The organism is Rhodovibrio salinarum DSM 9154, from assembly GCF_000515255.1.
Classification (GTDB): domain Bacteria; phylum Pseudomonadota; class Alphaproteobacteria; order Kiloniellales; family Rhodovibrionaceae; genus Rhodovibrio; species Rhodovibrio salinarum.
The window spans coordinates 2,969,112-2,989,138 of sequence record NZ_KI911559.1 but is presented as its reverse complement, the minus strand read 5'-3'; the positions used below and the strand labels follow the sequence as shown (position 1 = coordinate 2,989,138).

The 20,027-nt window shown below is 64.8% G+C and carries 18 protein-coding genes; 9 read left to right on the top strand and 9 right to left on the bottom strand.

Annotated features, from left to right (window positions below):
- The first annotated feature begins 51 nt into the window (after positions 1 to 51).
- From RHOSA_RS0113845 to fghA, 6 genes are all read left to right on the top strand, one after another.
- The gene (locus RHOSA_RS0113845) at positions 52 to 396 is read left to right on the top strand and encodes a hypothetical protein (protein ID WP_027289136.1); all 345 of its coding nucleotides are present in this window, start codon (positions 52 to 54) and stop codon (positions 394 to 396) included.
- A gap of 156 nt (positions 397 to 552) precedes the next feature.
- On the top strand, positions 553 to 837 hold the full coding sequence (locus tag RHOSA_RS0113840; protein WP_027289135.1) for a hypothetical protein: 285 nt from the start codon (positions 553 to 555) through the stop codon (positions 835 to 837).
- A 200-nt stretch (positions 838 to 1,037) separates the two neighbouring features.
- Positions 1,038 to 2,453: a phospholipase D-like domain-containing protein gene (locus RHOSA_RS0113835; protein ID WP_027289134.1), complete on the top strand. Its 1,416-nt coding sequence runs from the start codon at positions 1,038 to 1,040 to the stop codon at positions 2,451 to 2,453.
- 125 nt (positions 2,454 to 2,578) lie between these two features.
- On the top strand, positions 2,579 to 3,382 hold the full coding sequence (locus RHOSA_RS0113830; protein ID WP_027289133.1) for a UDP-2,3-diacylglucosamine diphosphatase: 804 nt from the start codon (positions 2,579 to 2,581) through the stop codon (positions 3,380 to 3,382).
- A 196-nt stretch (positions 3,383 to 3,578) separates the two neighbouring features.
- The gene (locus RHOSA_RS0113825) at positions 3,579 to 4,688 is read left to right on the top strand and encodes an S-(hydroxymethyl)glutathione dehydrogenase/class III alcohol dehydrogenase (RefSeq protein WP_027289132.1); all 1,110 of its coding nucleotides are present in this window, start codon (positions 3,579 to 3,581) and stop codon (positions 4,686 to 4,688) included.
- 95 nt (positions 4,689 to 4,783) lie between these two features.
- On the top strand, positions 4,784 to 5,632 hold the full coding sequence (gene fghA / locus RHOSA_RS0113820; RefSeq protein WP_027289131.1) for an S-formylglutathione hydrolase: 849 nt from the start codon (positions 4,784 to 4,786) through the stop codon (positions 5,630 to 5,632).
- A gap of 77 nt (positions 5,633 to 5,709) precedes the next feature.
- On the opposite strand, the gene purU is transcribed toward fghA, so the two are convergent.
- The 4 genes from purU to RHOSA_RS0113800 all read right to left on the bottom strand — a co-directional run bounded on the left by purU (position 5,710) and on the right by RHOSA_RS0113800 (position 9,763).
- On the bottom strand, positions 5,710 to 6,564 hold the full coding sequence (gene purU, locus RHOSA_RS0113815) for a formyltetrahydrofolate deformylase (RefSeq protein ID WP_027289130.1): 855 nt from the start codon (positions 6,562 to 6,564) through the stop codon (positions 5,710 to 5,712).
- A gap of 213 nt (positions 6,565 to 6,777) precedes the next feature.
- A complete protein-coding gene (locus RHOSA_RS0113810) occupies positions 6,778 to 7,911 on the bottom strand; it encodes a proline racemase family protein (RefSeq protein WP_027289129.1) in 1,134 nt (377 codons plus the stop codon).
- Positions 7,901 to 9,046, bottom strand: coding sequence for an alcohol dehydrogenase family protein (locus RHOSA_RS0113805; RefSeq protein ID WP_037256364.1), 1,146 nt, complete (start codon positions 9,044 to 9,046; stop codon positions 7,901 to 7,903). The genes RHOSA_RS0113810 and RHOSA_RS0113805 overlap by 11 nt, the downstream gene beginning before the upstream one ends.
- Before the next feature lie 210 nt (positions 9,047 to 9,256).
- Positions 9,257 to 9,763 carry a DUF4262 domain-containing protein gene (locus RHOSA_RS0113800; RefSeq protein ID WP_027289127.1) on the bottom strand — a complete coding sequence of 169 codons (507 nt, stop codon included), beginning with the start codon at positions 9,761 to 9,763 and terminating at the stop codon, positions 9,257 to 9,259.
- A 482-nt stretch (positions 9,764 to 10,245) separates the two neighbouring features.
- On the opposite strand from RHOSA_RS0113800, the gene RHOSA_RS0113795 reads away from it, so the two are divergent.
- Positions 10,246 to 11,964, top strand: a complete 1,719-nt coding sequence (locus RHOSA_RS0113795) for a hypothetical protein (RefSeq protein ID WP_027289126.1) — start codon at positions 10,246 to 10,248, stop codon at positions 11,962 to 11,964.
- Between the two features lie 828 nt (positions 11,965 to 12,792).
- Here the strand turns inward: RHOSA_RS0113795 and RHOSA_RS22590 are convergent.
- Positions 12,793 to 13,905, bottom strand: a complete 1,113-nt coding sequence (locus tag RHOSA_RS22590; RefSeq protein ID WP_156092738.1) for a porin family protein — start codon at positions 13,903 to 13,905, stop codon at positions 12,793 to 12,795.
- A gap of 441 nt (positions 13,906 to 14,346) precedes the next feature.
- Between RHOSA_RS22590 and RHOSA_RS0113780 the strand changes: the two genes are divergently transcribed.
- Complete coding sequence (locus tag RHOSA_RS0113780; protein ID WP_027289125.1) at positions 14,347 to 14,799, top strand: pseudoazurin; 453 nt, start codon at positions 14,347 to 14,349, stop codon at positions 14,797 to 14,799.
- Between the two features lie 79 nt (positions 14,800 to 14,878).
- Positions 14,879 to 15,259 carry a DUF6746 family protein gene (locus RHOSA_RS0113775; RefSeq protein ID WP_027289124.1) on the top strand — a complete coding sequence of 127 codons (381 nt, stop codon included), beginning with the start codon at positions 14,879 to 14,881 and terminating at the stop codon, positions 15,257 to 15,259.
- A 111-nt stretch (positions 15,260 to 15,370) separates the two neighbouring features.
- Here the strand turns inward: RHOSA_RS0113775 and RHOSA_RS22585 are convergent, their stop codons facing one another.
- The 4 genes from RHOSA_RS22585 to RHOSA_RS22575 are packed head-to-tail and all read right to left on the bottom strand — an operon-like array spanning position 15,371 to position 19,992.
- Complete coding sequence (locus tag RHOSA_RS22585; RefSeq protein WP_037256356.1) at positions 15,371 to 17,284, bottom strand: TRAP transporter permease; 1,914 nt, start codon at positions 17,282 to 17,284, stop codon at positions 15,371 to 15,373.
- A gap of 8 nt (positions 17,285 to 17,292) precedes the next feature.
- Positions 17,293 to 18,264 (bottom strand): TAXI family TRAP transporter solute-binding subunit, encoded by a 972-nt coding sequence (locus tag RHOSA_RS0113765; protein WP_027289123.1) that lies wholly within the window; start codon positions 18,262 to 18,264, stop codon positions 17,293 to 17,295.
- Positions 18,261 to 18,620 carry an AtuA-related protein gene (locus RHOSA_RS22580; RefSeq protein ID WP_037256353.1) on the bottom strand — a complete coding sequence of 120 codons (360 nt, stop codon included), beginning with the start codon at positions 18,618 to 18,620 and terminating at the stop codon, positions 18,261 to 18,263. The genes RHOSA_RS0113765 and RHOSA_RS22580 overlap by 4 nt, the downstream gene beginning before the upstream one ends.
- Positions 18,613 to 19,992, bottom strand: a complete 1,380-nt coding sequence (locus RHOSA_RS22575) for an acyclic terpene utilization AtuA family protein (protein WP_051432148.1) — start codon at positions 19,990 to 19,992, stop codon at positions 18,613 to 18,615. Before RHOSA_RS22575 ends, RHOSA_RS22580 begins: the two co-directional genes overlap by 8 nt.
- Between the last annotated feature and the right edge of the window lie 35 nt (positions 19,993 to 20,027).

Genomic DNA, 20,027 nt, shown 5'->3' with positions numbered 1-20,027 from the left:
GACGCGAGCGGCCTGAGCGCTGCCAGCGAACGGATCGCGCAAGGAGGGGATATGCACCCGGGCGAGGTTGTGGCCGTGCAGGCGGGGATGCTGCGCACCTCCGTCGATTTCAGGCTGCAGGACGAATTATTGGTGACGCTCTGGTTCACCAAGAACTGGAAGCTCAGCGACGCCGGTTTCATGGCGTTCACAGCCGATCAGAATCTGGCGCGCGGCGAGTATCTCTACCGGGGCGACGCCAGTGGGCTGGCGGCGCTCAGGGCGACGGCCGGGGCAGACGCTGCCGGCGGCAGGAAGCGCGATCTGTTGCACGCGATCGGCCTGCATCTGGGGTATGCGGCGGACAAGCAGGCGCTCTACGACCGCCTGGTCGAGATCGCCGGTGCTTCGCGTTGATCCGACCACGGGCTTGGCCGATTAGGTGGCTTCTTTTCCAACGCCGGTGCATGGGAGAGGTTTGACGTGTGCCGGTGTTGGCGGGACGATGGATGCTGGGCCGTAAAAGCAGCCGCGGGTGGCAGACAAGGTCAATAACGCTGGGAGGATGGGGTCGTGAAGTACGTGGTGCGCTTCGAGCTGGATGATGGGCGCATGGATGCCCGTGTGTTCGACGAGCCGGATCACGCCTACAGCTATTACTACCGTCTGGAAGGAGCTTGTCTGGCCGAGCGCACGGCGCGCTACAAGGGGGAGCCGGTGCGCCTGGAACGGGTCAAGCTGCTGAAGGTGGTGAGCGACGATGTCCGCCAAGCGCACACGCAGGGCCTGAGCGGGCAGGGCGAGGTGATCGACGACACCGAAACCGAGCTGGACCTGGACCAGGAACTGGAGCTGTAGCGGGCGCCTGCGAGGCCACGGTTGTTTCGAGCCTACGGCGATTGGACCTGTCTCCCCGCGCAGCCCGCTGTTCGGTGGAGGGGAAGGCGGTCCTCCGAAGACCTCGCGCCCAGAGTTCAGCCCGATTGTACTGGCAGACGCGCATGCCCACCTCACAAAGCGATGAACGCGTCTTTTGAGACACGCCCGCGGCGGGCCGGATGAGCGATCTGTTCTGGATCCTGCTGGGGATCACGCATGTCATCGCCGCCGCGCGTGTGACCAGCCATGCCTTGCTGACCAAGGAAGACAGCCGCGGCGCGGTCGCCTGGATCGGCATTGCCTGGCTGTCGCCGCTGATCGGCTCGGCCCTCTATGGCGCTTTCGGAATCAACCGGATCGCGCGCAAGGCGGGGCAGCTGTCCTACCTGTACCGCCCCGGCCGGCCTGCGCCTGAACCGGGCGCGGGGCCGGAGCTGGAAGTCCCGATCAACGTGGGCTGGATCGCGGAGGTTGGCCGGCGGGTGACCGGCCGGCGATTGACCGCCGGCAACCGGATTCGCCCGCTCGTCACCGGCGATCAGGCGGCCCAGGCTATGTTGGAGGCGCTCAACGGAGCGCGCGAGAGCGTCGCACTTGCTTCCTATATCTTCGAGGAGGACCGCACGGGCCGGGCCTTCGCCAACGCGCTTGCCGCGGCGCGGGACCGTGGCGTGCAGGTGCGCGTGCTGATCGATGGGGTCGGCGGCGGCTATCTGAAATACCCGATGGTCAAGCGCCTGCGGAAGATGGGCGTGCCGGTGGCCAGTTTCCTGCACTTCTGGCTGCCCTGGCAGATGTCTTTCCTGAATCTGCGCAACCACAAGAAGGTGCTGATCGTAGATGGCCGGCGCGCGTTCACCGGAGGGATGAACATCTCCGACGACACGATGGGCAGGCCCCCCTCGATCCGCGACGTCCACGCGGAGTTGACCGGTCCAGCCGTGCGTCACCTGATGGAGTCATTCGCCGACGACTGGCGCTTTACCACCGGCGAAAGCCTCTCGGACGCGCGGTGGTGGCCGGATCTGGATACGGAGACGGCCGGCACCGCCGCGGTTCGGGGAGTCACCAGCGGCCCGGACGAGGACATGGGCAGCCTGGAGACGCTGCTTGGTACGGCGGTCGTGGAGGCCCGCCGGCGTATCCGGATCGTGACCCCCTATTTCCTGCCTGACCGTCATCTGCAGATGGCGCTATCACTGGCCGTGCTGCGGCAGGTCGATGTCGAGATCGTAATCCCGGAACATACCAACAAGCGTCTGGTCGACTGGGCGGTGCGCGCCAACCTCGGGATGCTTGCAGGCGCCTCCTACACCGTCTTCCTGGCGCCCGAGCCGTTCGACCACAGCAAGCTGATGACGGTGGATGGCGCGCTGTGCTTGATCGGCAGCTCGAATTGGGATGTGCGCAGTCACCGTCTGAATTTCGAACTGGACCTTGAAACCTATGACACCAAGTTAACGGCCGAGATCGACGCGCTGATCGATGACAAGATCGCGCGCGCCCGTCGGCTCAACATGTCCGATCTGGCCAACCGGCCGAAATGGCAGCAGCTGCGCGATGCCGGCGCCCGCCTGTTCCTCCCCTATCTCTAGGGGACGCCATGTCGTACGATTTGTCTTGGAGGCGATGCGGGCCATTTAGCAGTCGTAAAACCTCTTCGCTATAGTGTCTCCGTCGGCCAGGCGGAGCGCCGTGGCCCCGGTGGCTTGGAGGCCCGATGCAGCGTCAGTATTATCGCACGATCTTTCTATCCGATTTCCACCTCGGCTCCCGTTTGGCGAAGGCAGACGAACTGCTGAGCTTCATTGCCGCCCACGACGCCGACACCTGGTACCTGGTTGGCGATATCTTTGATCTAAAGCGCTTGCGCCGTCGGTACTATTGGCCGCGCAGTCATGCCCGGGTGATCCGGGCGCTGCGGCAGAAGGCGCGGGACGGCGCGCGCTTGGTCTATCTGCCGGGCAACCACGATCCAGAACTGCACGCGCGCCTTGGCGTGCGCCGCTATTTGCCGGGCATTGAGGTTGTCCCGCATACGGTTCACGAGACCGCGCAGGGCCGCAAGCTCCTGGTGATCCACGGCGACCAGCAGGAGCCGCATCTGCCGCGGGCCAGCGCGAAGTACGTCGCCGGCTGCACCGCCTATATCCTGGGGGTCGGCGCGAGCGAACTGGTCGGGCGCGGGCGGCAGACCGTCGGGCTCGGCTACTGGTCGCTGTCGGCGGCGCTGAAGGACCGGTTGCTGCCCCACGTCGGCCTGATCGCACGCTACCGCGCGAACCTGCTGCAGGCGGCCCGGGCGCATGGCTGCGACGGGGTGGTCTGCGGCCACATCCACCACGCCGGCGCGGAGGTTGTCGACGGGCTGCTGTATGTCAATTGCGGCGACTGGGTGGATAGCTGTACGGCCGTGGTCGAAGACCCGTCTGGCGAGCTGTCACTGATTCGCTGGGCGGGGGTACCCGACACCGCGCCGGCGCCCCGGCGCACCTTCCGTCCGGAGCCGCTGCCGGCCTGGTGATCCGTTCGCCGCCTGTCGGATCTCTGCTTTCAGGCGGATAGTGGACCCAGCTGAGGTGGGGAAGGCGTCGGCCGGGAACGCTCTGACGTTCCCTGTCGAGGGGCCGGCGCTTCTGGCAGGACTGGGGTGTACGCGTGGCTGAGAGTCTGTAGGCTCGCAGCCCGGATTCCGTTCGATAGGGGAGCTTGAGATCACGATGAAAACCCGCGCCGCAGTCGCGTACGAGGCGGGCAAGCCGCTGGAGGTCACCGAGGTCGACCTGGAAGGCCCGAAAGCTAGCGAGGTGCTGGTCGAGATCAAGGCGACCGGCCTGTGCCACACCGACGCCTACACCCTGTCCGGTGCCGACCCGGAAGGGCAGTTCCCGTCGATTCTGGGCCACGAAGGTGCTGGCGTGGTGGTCGATGTCGGCCCCGAGGTGAAGCATCTGCAGAAGGGCGATCACGTCATCCCGCTCTACACCCCCGAATGCCGGGAGTGCGAATACTGCCTGAACCCCAAGACCAACCTGTGCCAGTCGATCCGCACGACGCAGGGTCAGGGGGTGATGCCGGACGGGACCTCGCGCTTCTCGATCGGTGGCAAGAAGCTGCATCACTTCATGGGCTGCTCGACCTTCTCCAACTACACCGTGCTGCCGGAGATCGCGTTAGCCCCGATCCGCAAGGACGCGCCGTTCGACAAGGTCTGCTACATCGGCTGCGGCGTCACCACCGGAATCGGCGCGGTGGTCAATACCGCGCAGGTCGAGCCGGGGTCGAACATCGTGGTGTTCGGCCTGGGCGGCATCGGCCTCAATGTGATCCAGGGCGCGCGCATGGTCGGCGCCAACAAGATCATCGGCGTTGACATGAACGACGAGAAGAAGGCCTGGGGCGAGCGCTTCGGGATGACCCACTTCGTCAACCCGAAGGAGGTCGGCGGCGATCTGGTGCAGCACCTGATCGAAATGACCGGTGGCGGCGCGGACTACAGCTTCGAGTGCGTCGGCAACGTCAAGCTGATGCGTCAGGCCCTGGAATGCGCCCACAAGGGCTGGGGCGAGAGCATCATCGTCGGCGTCGCCGCGGCCGGCGAGGAGATCGCCACCCGGCCGGTCCAGTTGGTCACCGGGCGCACCTGGAAGGGCACGGCTTTCGGCGGCGCGCGCGGACGTACCGATGTGCCCAAGATCGTCGACTGGTACATGGACGGGAAGATCGAGATCGACCCGATGATCACCCATACGCTGTCGCTGGACGAGATCAACCACGGCTTCGAGCTGATGCACGAAGGCAAGTCGATCCGCTCGGTCGTGGTCTACTAGCGACGTGACGTGACCTCAGGGCGCAGGCGGACGGCCGCGAACGATCGCCCGCCTGCGCCCCGTTCTCCTAACAACACCCGAAAGGGAAAAAGCGGATGACCGCCATCGAGACGGTGAGCGAGCAGGCGTGTTTCGGCGGCGTGCAGGGCTTTTACCGCCACCGCTCGGACGTGTGCGGCTGCGACATGACCTTCGCGGTCTACAGCCCGCCGCAGGCCAAGGCGGGCGCACGGCTGCCGGCGGTGACCTACCTGGCCGGCCTGACCTGTACCCCGGAGACCTTCACCATTAAGGCGGGCGCGCAGCGTGTCGCGGCGGAGCTTGGTCTGATCCTGGTGATGCCGGACACCAGCCCGCGCGGCGTTGACCTGCCGGGCGAGGACGAGGCTTACGACTTCGGCAGCGGGGCCGGCTTCTATCTGGACGCCACGCAGGAGCCGTGGGCCCACCACTACCAGATGGAAAGCTACGTCACGCGAGAGCTTCCCAATCTCGTGGCCGCGCATTTCCCGGTCGACGAGAACCGCCGGGGCGTGATGGGCCATTCGATGGGCGGGCATGGCGCGCTCACGCTGCATCTGAAGCACCCCCGCCTGTACCGCTCCTGCAGCGCGTTCGCGCCGATCGTGGCGCCGATGCAAGTGCCCTGGGGCGAGAAGGCGTTCGCGGGCTATCTGGGCGACGACCGGGACGCCTGGGCGCGACACGACGCCTGCGAGCTCCTGAAGCAGGGGGCGAGTGGCGCCGAGATCCTGATCGACCAGGGCGAGGCGGACCAGTTCCTGACCCGCGAACTGCAGCCCGAGCGCTTCGAGCAGGCGGCCGACGCCGCCGGCCAGCCCTACCGCCTGCGCCGGCAGCCCGGCTACGACCACAGCTACTACTTCATCCAGACCTTCGTCGAAGACCACTTGCGTCACCACGCGGCTGCGTTGGGCGCATAGACGGCGGCGGAGCTGCACAAGAAAAGGGCCCGGAGCCGAAGCTCCGGGCCCTTCGATCTATCGCGAAAACAAGACCGCTATTGCTGGAACACCACCGTTTTGTGGGCGTTCAGCATGACCCGGCGTTCCAGGTGCAGGCGTACCGCGCGCCCCAGAACGCGGCTTTCGATGTCCCGGCCGGTGGCGACGAAGTCGTCGACGCTCATGGCGTGGCTGACGCGCTCGGTCTCCTGATCGATGATCGGCCCTTCATCCAGGTCGGGGGTGACGTAATGGGCGGTTGCGCCGATCAGCTTGACCCCGCGCTCGTGCGCCTGGTGATAGGGCTTCGCGCCCTTGAAGGCGGGCAGGAAGGAGTGGTGGATGTTGATCACCTTGCCGTACAGCCGGCGGGACAGTTTGTCCGACAGCACCTGCATGTAGCGCGCGAGCACCACCAGATCGGCGCCGCTTTCCTGCACCAGACCCAGCAGCTTCTCTTCCTGCTCGGCCTTATTTTCCTTGTTCACCGGCCAGTAGTAGTAGGGAATCCCCTCCTGCTCGGCGAAGCGGCGGCTGTCCTCGTGGTTGGAGACGATCGCCACAACCTCGGCTTCCAGCCAGCCGACCTGGATCTGGTAGAGCAGGTAGCGCATCGCGTGGTCGAACTTGGAGACCATGACGATCACACGCGGTTTCTGCGCGGTCGTCGTGATGCTGGTGCGCATGTCGAAGCGCTCGATCGCCGGCTTCAGCGCCCGTTCGACGTCGTCGCGCTGAGTCCCCTTCTGGGTCTGCATCGCGATGCGCATGAAGAAGCGGTTGGTCGCGTGGTCCCAGAACTGGTTGCTTTCGGCGATGTTGGCGCCGATCCCGGCCAGTTCGGTCGTCACCGCCGAGACGATACCGGGACGATCTTCGCAGGACAGGGTGAGGATGTAATCGGACGGCATCGGATCTTATTCCCAGTCGCGCGGGTCGGGACAGCTTAGGGCGAGGCCCGGGGCACGCCGGCGCGAAAAGACGCCCCCGGATCGTGTGTCAAACGTGCAGTGTCCTGTCTGGGTGCGACATTGTAACCGCGACGTCTTCTGGCGCACAGGCGCCTTAACTCACTTTCGCTGCCGCGTTCATGGCCGGATGCCCGTTGGTCAAGTGGTGGGCGTTCACGACCTGCGTGTGAGCTGTGGGCCCGCGCCCAGGATGTCGTCCAGCCGGTAATCGGCGACCAGCGGGTCGTCCAGGTCGACCTGAACCCGCAGCCGGGCGAGGATGCTCGGTCTTGCGGCGATCTCGGTTCGGATCGCTGGGGTGTTGCCGACCTTGGAGGTACCGGTGATGGTCCCGTCGAAGACGTTGCCGGTCGGCGCGATCGAGGCGAGGCGGGTGCCTACCTCCGCCTCTCTCCGAGCGTACAGCCGGGCTAGGCGCGCGGACGTGCCGGTGCCGGTCGGGCAGCGCCAGATCACCCGTGGGTGGCCGTAGGCCGCGCAGCGCGCCGCGATCACGCCATCGTCGCGCGTCTCCGACGGACCCATGAAATGCAGGAAGGGCGGCGGCCCCAGGTCGCCTAGGGTGGGGTGGACGTCGGTGAAGCCGTCGCGCACCGCCTCCATGATCCGAAATGCGGTGTCGCTGAGCGTCGGTTCGTTGGCCCAGGTTAGCTCCAGGCCGAGGTCCTGCGCGTCCACCAGCACGTAGAAGCCGCCGGTGTACATCAGGTCGTAGCTGATCTCGCCCAGACCGGGGACCTGAACGTGGCGGTCGAGTGCGACGGCGAAGGCGTCGTCGCCGCCGGTGCGCATCCGCCTTACGCGCCCGTCGACGATCTCCGCCGTCAGGTCGACCGGGCCGCCGGGCGCCTCCAGGCGTACCGGTCGGCGGATCACGCCGTCCGCGTCGGGGCGCTCCCCCTCGGGCGGGGGGATCAGGCCGGCTTCGACCACCGCTGCGCCGGTGGCGAGCGAGTTGGACCCGGAATAGACCGGGTAGCCCATGACCTCCATGATCACGAAGCCGAGCGAACAGTCCGACCGCTTGGCCGGCACAAGCAGATCGACGCACATGTGCGCGGCGCCGTAGGGTTCGGAGATCAGCAGCCGGCGCAGGCCGTCGGCCTTCTTCTCCAGATGGCGCATCTGGTCGTGGACGCTGGCCCCTGGCACGGGCAGCACGCCGTCCAGGACCACACGGTGCACGTCGCCGCCGACCGAGACATCGATCACCTCGATCTCACGCAGACGGCTGGTGCCTGCCGGGTTGGCGCCAGCCGGATTTGTGGGGGCTGGCTTATCCACCATGCTTGGCGCCCACCTGCTCCCACTTGGAATCCGGCACCACGGCCATCTTGCCGACGTAGTTCTTGGAGACGAAGTCGTGCTGCGCCTCGCGTAGCTCGGAGAGCTTCCAGGTCTTGTGCAGGATTGACTTGATCTTGCCCGCCTCGATGTAGCGCACGACCCGGCGGAAGTCCTGTCGGCGCCCCTGGGAGGAGCCGTGCAGCTGCAGGTGCTTAAGGTAGAGCGTACGGGTGTCGAGCGGGACCACCGCACCGCCGATCGTGCCGGCGGTGGTGTAGCGGCCTTCCGGGCGCAGCAGGCGCAACAGGCCGTTGAACATATCGCCACCGACCAGGTCCGCTACGACGTCGATCTCGCGGCCGTCCATCGCCTGTTCGACCCGGTCGATAAACGCCTGCTCGTCGGTGCCATTGGGGCCCTGGAAGTCCTGGCGCGGGATCGTTGCCTCCGCGCCCAGGTCCTTGAGCACGTCCTCCTTGCCCTTGGAGGTGATGGCGTAGGGGATCGCCCCGCGTGCGCGGGCGAGTTGGATGATGCCGGAGCCGACGCCGCCGGCCGCGCCGGTGACCAGCACCGTCTCGCCGGCGGCAAGGCCGGCACGCTCCAGCATATGCTCGCCGGTCTGGTACGCGCAGGAAAAGGTGGCGAGTTCGGCGTCGTCCATTTCGGACTCGACCTTAATCGCGTTGCCGCTTTCCACCGTCATGTATTCGGCGAAACCACCGTCGCGGCCATGACCATAGTAGTCGATGTCGCGTAGGGAGTCGTCGCCTTCCGGGCGGTTGTAGATGCAGAAGTCGACCATGATCCGTTCGCCGATCCGGCTTTCCGGCACGCCGTCGCCGACCGCGACGATGGTGCCGACCGTGTCTGCGCCCTGGATGCGCGGGAACTGCAGCGTCGACTCTTCGCCTGCACGCGCTCGCCAGGTTGACACGGCGTTGGGATCGTCTTCCGCCCCGTAGGAGCCCTCGCGCACCTTGATGTCGGTATTGTTCATGCCGCAGGCGCTGACCTCGACCAGCACCTCACCCGCGGCCGGTTTGGGCACCGGCACGTCATGGCGCAGGTCCAGCTTCTCTGGCCCGCCGTGGCCGGTCAGCAGCATCGCCGTCATGGTCTCGGGAATGGACATCGTGGCCGGGCTCCCTGATCGAACGAAAACATGGGAGGAGGGATGGTGCGCGGACGCGCGGTTCGCCCGGTCGGCCATCCGTCCTGTCGCCGTATAGGAGGTGGCTAAGTCGCGTTCAAGCAACGCAGATGGCAGCCCCAAATCCGTCTGGCGCGGCCATGACCGATACAATGAGGGCTGTGGCGCGTTTCGACGATATCCATACCAGTCTCAGTGCAGGCTGCTGGTCGGCGGTTGCTGAACGTCGCGGAGCAGGGGCTGCAGATCGTTGAACCGGGTGTCGAAGCCAGGCTCCCAGGGCAGTAGGCCGTCCGCGTCTGGCCAGACCAGTTGAAGCGCGTCATAGCGCGTGTCGGTCCGGTCGCCGACAGCCTCGTAATACCAGTTGGCGAACCGCATCAGATCGCGTGCCTTCGCCTCCGGCGCCTCGACGAAACTGAGGCCGAGACCGTTGCTGAGTAGGTCGGTATAGCGTGCTTCGGTCTGCAGCGGCCCGTGCTGGCGGATACGTTCGCCTACCGCGTTCAGCAGCATGCCCGCGCTTTCGTGGCTGAGGCCGATCACGATCACTTCCGGGTGGTTCAGCGTGTCCCCGAAGCCGACCGTGTAGGCGTACTGTGGAAAGCCGTTGCGGCTGTCTTCGTTGACACCGGCGATATGCCAGCCGTGCTGTTCGACGTTGGAAAGGATGGCGCTGCGGATTTTTTCCAGATCCATGATGGCTCGCTTCTGCCTGGGAATGCGGACCACACATGGCACCGCCAGGCGAGCAAAGCAAATCGGCCCGCCCGCGAGGCGTGGAGGGGAGCGTGCCGATGTATTTTGTGCCGGAGTGCAGCGCGGTGCGCCGAATATCTTAGATGTACCTCTATCTTATAGCTTAAATCGCTAGTGCGAATGAGGGTGCCGCTACCGTAAGAACCAACATAGATTCAAGAAATCCTCAGGGAGGTATGCGCGAGGTACTTGCATGGAATACGAGGGTATGTAGAAAATACCACACACGTAAAATTGGGAGCCGGTCATGAAACATGTGATCGCAATGTTACTTCTGGCTGGCACGCTTGTCGGCGCGGTGGGGCCCGTGACGGTCTCCCTGGCTCAGTCCAGTCCCTGCACCAGCAATCCCAGCCGGTGCTAGACGCGGACAACTGATCCGCGCGTTTGCCCGATCTGTGCGCTTGCGAGGGGGGGCGGCCATGCAAGCCTCTGACGTCATGGCGATCGTGCTGGACAAAATTCCGACGGTGCAGGCGATTACGGCCTTTACCGTCGGGCTGCTGTTCATCGTGCTCAACCTGCGGACGCGTTTCAACGACATCGCCGGCGAACCGTTTCCCGAGGAGTTCCGAAGTTTCAAACTGAGCGATCTGACCTCGCTTCGGCGGTTTCAGCATGGCTTGGCCATCTATTTTCTGCTGCTGGCCCTGATCTACGTGCTGTTGCTGAGCCTCGGTCCCAACGTCCTCAACAAGCTGTTTGGCGTCACGGTGTCGGAAGACACCTTCCCGCTCTACCTCGCGCTCGCGCTTGCCGGGATCGTCCCGAACGTTCAACTGCTGGCCCACGCCGAAGAGTCGGTGCGTGGCCTGGCGCAGCGAATTGCCGGCGTCCCGTCGGATCATAGCTACATCCGTCGCAAGATCGCCGAGGCGAAGATCAAGAAGCCCGTTAAGGACGATCTGAAGGCATACTTGGGCGCGCAACTGCCGCTGGATGAGGCGCGGCAACTCATATCCGAACGGGAGCTCAAGGATCTGCTGAAATGCTGCCTGATCGTGCGTGCACTGGATCAGGTCACCAGCGAGCATCCCATGGTCAATCACGTGACCGTGCGGGTATCACACACCTTCGATGCCAAGCTTCAGGATGGCCGGCGCCGGGTGGAAGCGATCGCGGAGACGCTGCGCACGCATCTCGCCCAGGCATCGGACGAGGCGGCCGCACACGCCCCCAGCGTTCGTGGTGAGATCCGCGACGCCTACGATCTCCTGACCTATCTGCTGAGCTGCGCGATCGTTGCCGAGACTTCGGCCCGCCAGCGCGAGGTCAACGTGATTCTCGATGAGATGGGGTTCGTCGTGAACCGCAACATCCGTCGCTATGTACAGGACCGCGTGCTATCCGCGACGCTCCAGGGCAGCGTTGCGGTGTTCGTCGCCTCGGCGGCTGTCAACGTGCTGTTCGGCTTGGTTGCGCCGGCCCGGGCCGGTGAAGTCGTGCCGGTTATCCGCTGGATCACCTACGCGCTGAGCTTCGCGGTGCCGACCTATGTGATGCTCGCGGTCTATTGCTGGCGCCGGAACCACCAGCTCGCCCGGCGACGGTGGTTCATGACGGCGTCTGGCTACCGCCCGCGCATGTCCAAGCAGGTGGGCGCCGCCGGGGCTGCCGTGGTGTGCACAGCCGTGATAGCGCCGTTTGTCGATGCCGCAGCCTTGATCGCCGAGACCGAGCGGATCCGCAGCCTGGCCGCCCATTTCCCGGTCGACGATGCTTCCTACTGGGCGTATCTGCTGACCTATCTGATCACGCCGTTCCTGATTCTGGTGTTCTTCGCCAAGCTGATCGAGCGGGATCGGCAGGCGGAGTTCGATGCCGGGTTCGCTGTTGTCTACTTCGCCCCGCGGCGTGTGGTGACTGTCTCGGCGACTTACGCGCTGACGATCGCCGTGTTCAACGTCACGCTTGTCCTGATGACCTCCGAGAGCCTGCATGCCTGGCTGCTGGCGTTGCGCGTGGGTGGGCTGATGCACTTTTTCGCCCAGCCGCAGACGGTCAACGTCGCTTGGTTCCTGTGTGCCGTCGGCGCGGGTGCCTTCGTCTTTTTCCGCAGCTTCATCCGCAGCGGCTTGGACGTGAGCGACCCCGATCAATCGTCGACGCCGGCCCATGCTGGCCACCCGGTCACTGCCTGAGTCCGTCCGGTCGCGTGCCGCAGGCTTGCACGTCCGCGCGTCCCTGACCAATCCTGTCGGTTGGCGGTGCGCGACGATGCCCGCGAACGACGGCCATGACGCAGAACGGCCCCGGTGACCCTCCGAGCATGCGGGCGATGGTCCTGACACGCCCACACCATCCCCTCGTTGAGAGCATGCGGGTTGTGCCCGAGCACGCCTGCGGCGTCCATGTGTTGTTCGCCTAGAAAATGCAACTGAAGTTCGTTCTCAGAGGCACTTTTTTGAAAGGCGGTAGATGAAATTCATTCTCACCAATAAAGAAATAATGAAAACCGTTCTCAATTATAAAATATCGGCAGGAACTACTTGACCTCCGCATCCTCAGTGCCGATATTGAAGGTCGCCAATCAGAATTCGCGCCAACCAATTAACGGGGGTATCTTCCCATGCAGTGCAACAACTGCCGTTTCTTCCACGCCGCGCAGACCCAATGCCGTCGGTATGCCCCGCAGCCGACTGCGGATGCCAAGAACGCGCATTGGCCGATCGTGTCCGCGAACGACTGGTGCGGTGAATACCAGCCAGCAGACAAGGCGGCCGCGACGGCCTAACGACGACAAAGCACGAATCCTGCTTTGGCCGGGCGGAATGGCGACATTCCGCCCGGTTTTCTGTGTGTGTAGTGTTGCCGTCTTCAGACGCTTGGCGCGGTAAACATCCCGGGCGATGAGGGGACAGCGTCCGGGTCTCGTGACCCACTTTTAACAAATCAACCGCGTGCGCTGGCGGACGAGCCGGTTGCAGGTGTCCGGCTCGTCCGCCCAAGTGCGCTCGGCCTACACAGCTTCAGTTCGGGTAGGAGAACGCGAAGTTATAGGTGAGTAGCGCGCCGATGACATGCGCGTGCGTACCTGCATCTTCGGTGTATTTGTAGCCGGCATCGAGGGTCAGGCCATTTGCGAACGCATAGCCTGCGGAAACCTGCACCTGATCGTCGCTGAACGAGTCCTCGCCTTCTGGGTCGACGTGCCGATTGGTATAGGAAACAGCGGCATTCCATGGGCCGTAGAGCAGGGAAGCGCCGCCGGTTAGGTAGTTGCGGTTTTCCTGGACGCCGCCGAAGTCCTCGAAGTAAGCGTTTTCCACCATCGGTTCGAGCGTAATGGTGGGGGTCAGGGGGTAGCTGCCGTTGAGGCCCACGACGTAGCCGGTCTGGTCTTCCGGCGTTCCGCGGCCGCCTTCCTGGAACTGAACGCCCAGATGGTAGTTGACGGGCACTCCCGGCATGTTGCCGCCATCCAGGGTGGCGGACATGGACGACAGATCTTCCGTGTTGCTGGGGCCGCCATCGTCCAGATCGAGTTCGCCCCGGCTGGTAATGAGGGAATCGCTGAGCGCGGTGGTATCCGCGAAGAAGCCGTTCAGGGCGAGTCGGTGTTCGCCGAAATCGCCGGCCCCGAACCCGTCACCACCGAACTTGATGGCCCCACCGGCGCCGATGCGCTCGGTGATCTCGTAATCTTCAGCAAGGTCGGTACCGAAGATGCCGGGGGCGATATCCCAGGCGGTCCCGAAGGTCGGATTGAATTTACCGGCATAGGCGGCAAACCGTTCGGTTTCGTAGTTGACGAAGATTTCCTCCGCATAAAGGCCATGATCTTCAAGGAAGCGATCGTCACCTGCATCCGGGTCCTGAACCGGCTCGAAAACCAAGGAGCTTTCGATCGATAGCTCCTTTGTAAACCGAACGCTGATGCCGGGCTCGATCGTCGCGAAGAGATCGTTTATTTCCGCGTCTTCATCTTCTGATGAGGCGGTATAGTCGTTCTCCAGCTCCATCGGTATTTCAACGTCGACGCGTGGGAAGATCGTATCTTCTTCGGCATGGCCAGCTATTGGATAGACGCTGGCGGCGAGCAAGGCCGTGACGGCGGCTTTCGAAACTCTGAATGCAGGCATTGATATCTCCTCATACCTAGCGTGCCGGCGCATGAGTCCGGAGGGGATCCCGGTGCGATAGGAATGCAACTGCAACTCATTTGCAATAAGTAGGGCGTACTGCGGTGATCGGACGCAGCTGAGGATGGGGCTTTGGCGCCGGTCCTTCTCGTTCGATCCTCGCGCCCGTGGAGACCGTCGACACGACGGCGAGGGCAGAGCGCAGGGGCCCGTTCCCAAACCTAGGGGAGGCTGCCTGCCGATATAGCGTGTGGTGCTGCGGGTGTGCGGGGTCCGTTATCGCGTGCCGCGACAAGGTATCGCTGGCGGCGTATTGTTATTGCATATGAGGTGCAGTTGCATTTAAACACATCCGACACGGCACATCCGCTCAGGCTCGAACAGATCACGTCGAGTTCTGGCAAGCGTTCGTGCCGGTTAATACGTCCTTTGGGAGGTCAAATGCCGATTAAAAACACGCTGTTGGCTACTGCCATGTTGGTGGGGCTGGTTGCTGCTCCGGCCGCGGCCGAGACGATTGAGGTCAAGATGCTCAACAAGAGCGAAACGGGTGACTTCATGGCCTACGAGCCTGCGTCGGTCTCGATCGAGCCGGGGGATACGGTCCATTTCACGGTGGTCGACAAGGGCCACAATGCGCAGAGCGTTGACGGCATGATCCCTAAAGAAGCCGAGGGTTTCGGGGGCCAGATCAACGAAGAATTCGAGGTCACGTTCGAGGTCGAGGGGACTTACGTCTACAAGTGCCTGCCGCACGTCTATTCCGGGATGGTCGGCGTGGTGAAGGTCGGCGATGCCTCGAAGAACCTCGATGAGGTGCGCAAGAAGGTTTCGGATCTCCCCAATCTTGCGCGCAAGCGTCTGAAACCGCTGCTGGCCGCCGAAGGGTCGTAACCGCACGCCCAGCGCCTCTCGTGCTCAATCTTTCTGCGAGGGCGAGATACCGTCTCACAAACCACAGAGAGCCATCATCATGAAGCGACTTGCAGCCGCCGTCTTGTCCCTTGGTCTGCTCGCGGGTGGTCCCGCCCTGGCGGATAGCGATGGCCAAGTGCAGCACTATAAGGCCAAGCCGGCCCCGAACCTTGAGGTCGCGGTCAAGAATCTGCGCGAATACAATCAGAAACTCGACGAGCTTCTCTCCCAGGAGATGACCGTCGAGAATATGGAGAAGATCCACCAGCTTAGCTACACGCTGGAGAACGCCCTGCAGCGCGTGGACAAGGATCTGAAGAACATCGCCAGCGTCCTCGAGGGCATGCATCTTGCCAGCGAGAAGCGTAACGAAAAGGCGGTCAAGGACAACGCCGAGACTTACCTTGAGAACACGAACATGATCCTGGGACAGAACTAACGGAAAGCTGTCCGGAGAGAAGGATCTTGCCGTCGATCGGCGGCCTGTTGGGGCGGCCCGGATATGACCCGGGCCGCCCCAATTGATTCCAAACGACGGCCTATCTCTGTCTTAACGGGCTTCCGGTGCGCCGCGGCTGGGCTCCCGAGTGCCGTCAAGGTCCGCTCGATGCCGTCGCAAGACGATCATCCCGAGCAGCCCCGCCATGAGCACGACGGCCAGGGCGGTGGCGTACCAGGCGTGCACCAATGCCATTACCGCCGTCAGAGCGCAGAGCGTGCGGTCCAGCCACCGCTGTCCGGTCACGCGCTGGCCGCCGAACAGCATGGCGGAGGCGCCCACGAAGATGCAGCCACTGAGGGCGGCGTGCAGGATCGCCAGGGGACCGCCGTCGGCCAGCGTGCCGGGATACACGATGAAGAGGAAGGGGATCACGTAGGCGACGCTCGCCAGGCGCAAGGCCTCGCGGGCGACCTGACCCCAGGGCGCCCGCGCGATGCCGGCGGCGACGAACACCCCCACGCAGACGGGCGGCGTGATCACCGATAGGGTCGCGAAGTAGAACACGAACATGTGCGCCGTGATGTCCGCGACGCCAGCTTCGATCAGAGCGGGCGCCATCACCGCGGCGACCAGCACGTAGGCCGCCGTCGTGGGAATGCCCATGCCCATGATCAGGCAGACCACCGCCACGATCAGCGCCAACAGCAGGATATGGCCGCCAGCCACGCCGGCCACGGCGCTGGAGATCGCCACGCCAACACCGGTCAGGTTGATCATCGATACCAGAATCTGCGCCCCGGCGAGTAGCACGCCGATGATCACAAGACCGCGTCCGCCGTCGACCAGCCCACGTCCCAGTTGGTCGCCGACTTCGCGCAGCGGCCGGCGCGCAATCGCCGCGAACAGCAGGAACGCGACGGTCAGACCGGCGATGCCGTAGAACGCGGAGGTCTGGATGGAATGGCCGGTGAGCACGCCGAAGGTGAGACCGCCCACGGCTGCCAGTACCGGCACCAAACGGTGCGGCCGCACGACGTCGGCCCAGCTCGGCATCTCGGATTCCGGCACCAGACCGAGGTCCTGGCGCACGGCGGTCACATGGATAGTCAGGAACATCCCGGCGAAGAACAGGATTGCCGGCAATAGCGCGGCGACGACGATCACCGTGTAGCTAACGCCGAGAATCTCGGCCATCACGAAGGCGGCGGCGCCCAGGACCGGCGGGGTGATCTGACCGCCGGTCGAGGCCACCGCCTCGACGGCGCCGGACAGGGGGGCGGGATAGCGCAACCGCTTCATCATCGGGATGGTGAAGTTGCCGGTGGTCGCGGTGTTCGCAACGGCGCTGCCGCTCAGCATGCCGAACAGGGCCGAGGCGATCGCCGCGATCTTGGCGGCCCCGCCCGGGCTGCGACCGCCCAGGCGCATCGCCAGATCGATGAAGGTCTGCCCACCGCCAGTGTTGAGGATCAGGGTGCCGAAGACGACGAACGCGGCGATCGTGGTGGCGGCAACGCCAAGCAGCAATCCCCAGATGCCGAGATCCCCGAGAAACAGCGTCTCGGTCACGAACGCCGGACCGAAACCCCGGTGTCCCAGCACGCCGGGGAGGTGCTGCCCGAGGAGCGCGTAGCCCAGTCCGACCAGGACGAGGCAGGGAAAGATCAGCCCGATGGCGCGGCGCGAGAGCTCCAGAATGACCACGACCAGCAGCGCCGTCATGGCCATGTCGTAGGGCTGAGCCCAGGGCAGGGCGCCCATGATTCGTTCGTAGTTGAGAACGATGTAGCCGCAGGAGCCCACAGTCCCCAGCGCGGCGGCGACGTCGAGCGTGAGCCCGACCGGGCGCCACCGGCTGCCGGACCAGAGCGGGTAGAGCGTCAGACCAAGGCACACCGTGAGCGCCAGGAACACCGCCCGTTGTACAAGGCTTTCGTATGGCCCCAGCGCCGACGTATAGATCACGAAGGCGGCGAGCAGCGCAGCCAGCGCCACGGAGGCTTTGGTCCGAAGATCCTGCATGCGGATGGCTACTCAGGCCGGGCCTTGCTGGGGATATCGTAGCCGGCTTCCTCGTAGTAGCGGATCGCGCCGGGGTGCAGCGGCACGGTCGCCAGCGGCATCGTCATCTCACCGATGTCCTTGCCCTTCAGCGAAGCGAAGGCGCTGGCCTGCTGCGGCACGTGTTCGTTGATCGCCTTGGTGATCTGATAGGCGACCTCCGGGTCCAGATCGGTTCGCGCGACCACACCGACGCCGAACGCCCAAGTGTCGAACGCGCCGATGTCCGGGCCTGCGCCCTTCGGTACGCTCACCAGCGAAACGTCCGGCATCTCCTCACGCAGCGTTTCCTTCTGCGCGTCGCTCAGGCCGAGCACCTCGATGTCGGTGAAGGTCGCGATGTCCAGCGAGGATCCGTCAAGCTTGTCGCCAACGCCAGACTTGACGTAGCCGGCAAGCCGGCCGTCCTTGATCGAGGCCACGATGTCGGAGGTCGACCCGCGCACGTAGTCCGGCTGGATGCCCAGCGTTTCGAGCACGGCTTCCGAGGTCGCCTCGGTGGCGGAGCCGCGGATGCCCGGGTTGAAGCGCACGCCCTCAAGATCCGCAAGTCCGTCCAGCCCGGAGTCCTTCCGGACCACGACGTTCTGCGGCGCGACCGCGTAGACCCAGAGCAGACGGGTATCGACCGGCCGGCCCTCGAACTTATTGGTGCCGGCGTAGGCTTGGTAGCCGATGTTCGTGGTGACCAGGCCGAGGTCGACCTGACCGCGGGAAATGCGTCGCAGGTTGTCGACCGTGGCGCCCGTCTCGACGACGGAGGCGGAGACGCCGTCGACGTTCTCGTTGATCAGCTGGGTGGCGGCGACGAAGTAGCCATAGTGGCTGGACGAGGACGAGGTCGACCCAATCAGCAACTGCTGGTCGTCTTGGGCCTGTGCCGCCGCCCCGGTGAAGGCGATGGCGGCTGCCGCCGTGGCGGCGAGCATCGTGCGCTTCATGAATTACCTCCAGAATCGTTCTTGGTTGTACGATGTTCGTTTGGGACATCGATGGTTAAGGCAAGCACGCGGAACGATAGCGTCTTGCCATGGGTGTCCAGGTTCAGGCTGCGGTTCACGCCGCCTTCCAGGACATCGTCGAGCACGAAGTTCAGGGCCGCGAGATGCGGCAGTTCGTAACGCTGCACCTGCGACGGCCGGCGATCGGCGAAGGCCGTACGCACCCGTTCGGCCGTCACCTGCGCGCGCAGCAGCTCGTAGTTGGCGGGATCATAGGCGATCACGCTGACGTTGAGGCGGTTGCCCTTGTCGCCGGCGCGTCCGTGCGCCAAGCGGTGTAGTGCGATTTCAGGCATCGACCGTCTCCGCCCATTGTTGGGCTCCTTGCGTGATCACCTGGACCCCGGATTCGACCTCGCTTCGCGGCGCCGTCGCCGACCAGGTATTGACCCGTTGGCGCACCTGCGTCCGGGCGCCGCCGCCGGCTGCCGGGCCACAGCACAAAAGCGCCGTGACTTCGCGGACCGCACGCTCCGCCAGTTCCCGCGTCGGCGCCTCCACGGCGATCCGGGCGCGGACGTCCTCGGCCGCGGTATCGGGTGTGTTCGTGGAGCCATCTTCGGCGCCGAATACGCTGGTGACGCCGATCAGGTCGCCGCGCACACGCAAGCCTTCGGGCACCCGGGCTTTGAGGATGTCGATGGCCAACTGGGCGCGGGCGCGGGCATTGGGGCCGGCATAGGAAATCTCGCCTTCGCCGAGCCAGCCGCCTTCGACGCTTACCGTCACCTTGAGCCGGTCGGGCCGTGGGTGGCCGCAGGCGCCGCTTACGGCAATACGGTCCAGGCCCACCGGAGTAACATCCACCCCCGTGATGTCGAGTACCACGTCGGGGGTCAGGTAGGCGGCCGGGTCATGGATTTCGTAGAGCAGTTGCTCCTTCACGGTCGCCGGCGTCACCAGGCCGCCGGTGTCGGCTGGCTTGGTGATGACGATGCCGCCGTCCTCGGCAATCTCGGCGATCGGGAAGCCGATGTTGGCCGGGTCCGGGACGTCCTTCATCCCGGGATCGGCGAAATAGCCGCCGCTGACCTGCGACCCGCATTCCAGCAGGTGGCCGGCAAGCGTGCCGGCTGCGATCCGGTCGGTATCGCTCCAGGACCACCCGAAGTGTTGGACGGCAGGGCCGACCACCATGGCGGGGTCGGCGACGCGCCCGGTCACCACCACCTGGGCGCCTTCGCTGAGTGCCCGGGCGATCGGCTCGGCACCGAGGTACGCGTTGGCGCAGATCAGCGGGCGGTCATCCAGACCTTGGTCGATGCCCAACGCTTCCAGCGCACCGGCGCGCACCAAGTGGGTGACGTCGTCGCCCTCGACAACGGCGATCCGGGCATTGGAAAAGCCGGCCACATCGGCAAGGCGGGCGATCCGGCGGGCGGCCTCACGCGGGTTGGCAGCGCCGAAGTTGCCGACGATCGCGATCCCGCCGGCCAGGCAGTCGCCCAGAACCGGCTGCAGCATATCTTCCAGCAGCGGTTCATGGCCGGCGCGCAAATCCTGGCGCCGACGCAAGTGCGCCAGCGCGAGCGTGCGTTCGCCCAAGCATTCGAAAAACAGCACGGCCGGTTCGCGGCGATGCAGCATTTCCCGAACCACCGGGACCGCTGCGTCCGTACGGTCGCCGGAAAACCCAGCGCCGCATCCGACCAACAGGCGTTTTGCCATTGTTTTGGCCCTTTATGTCTCCCCATTGCTATCTC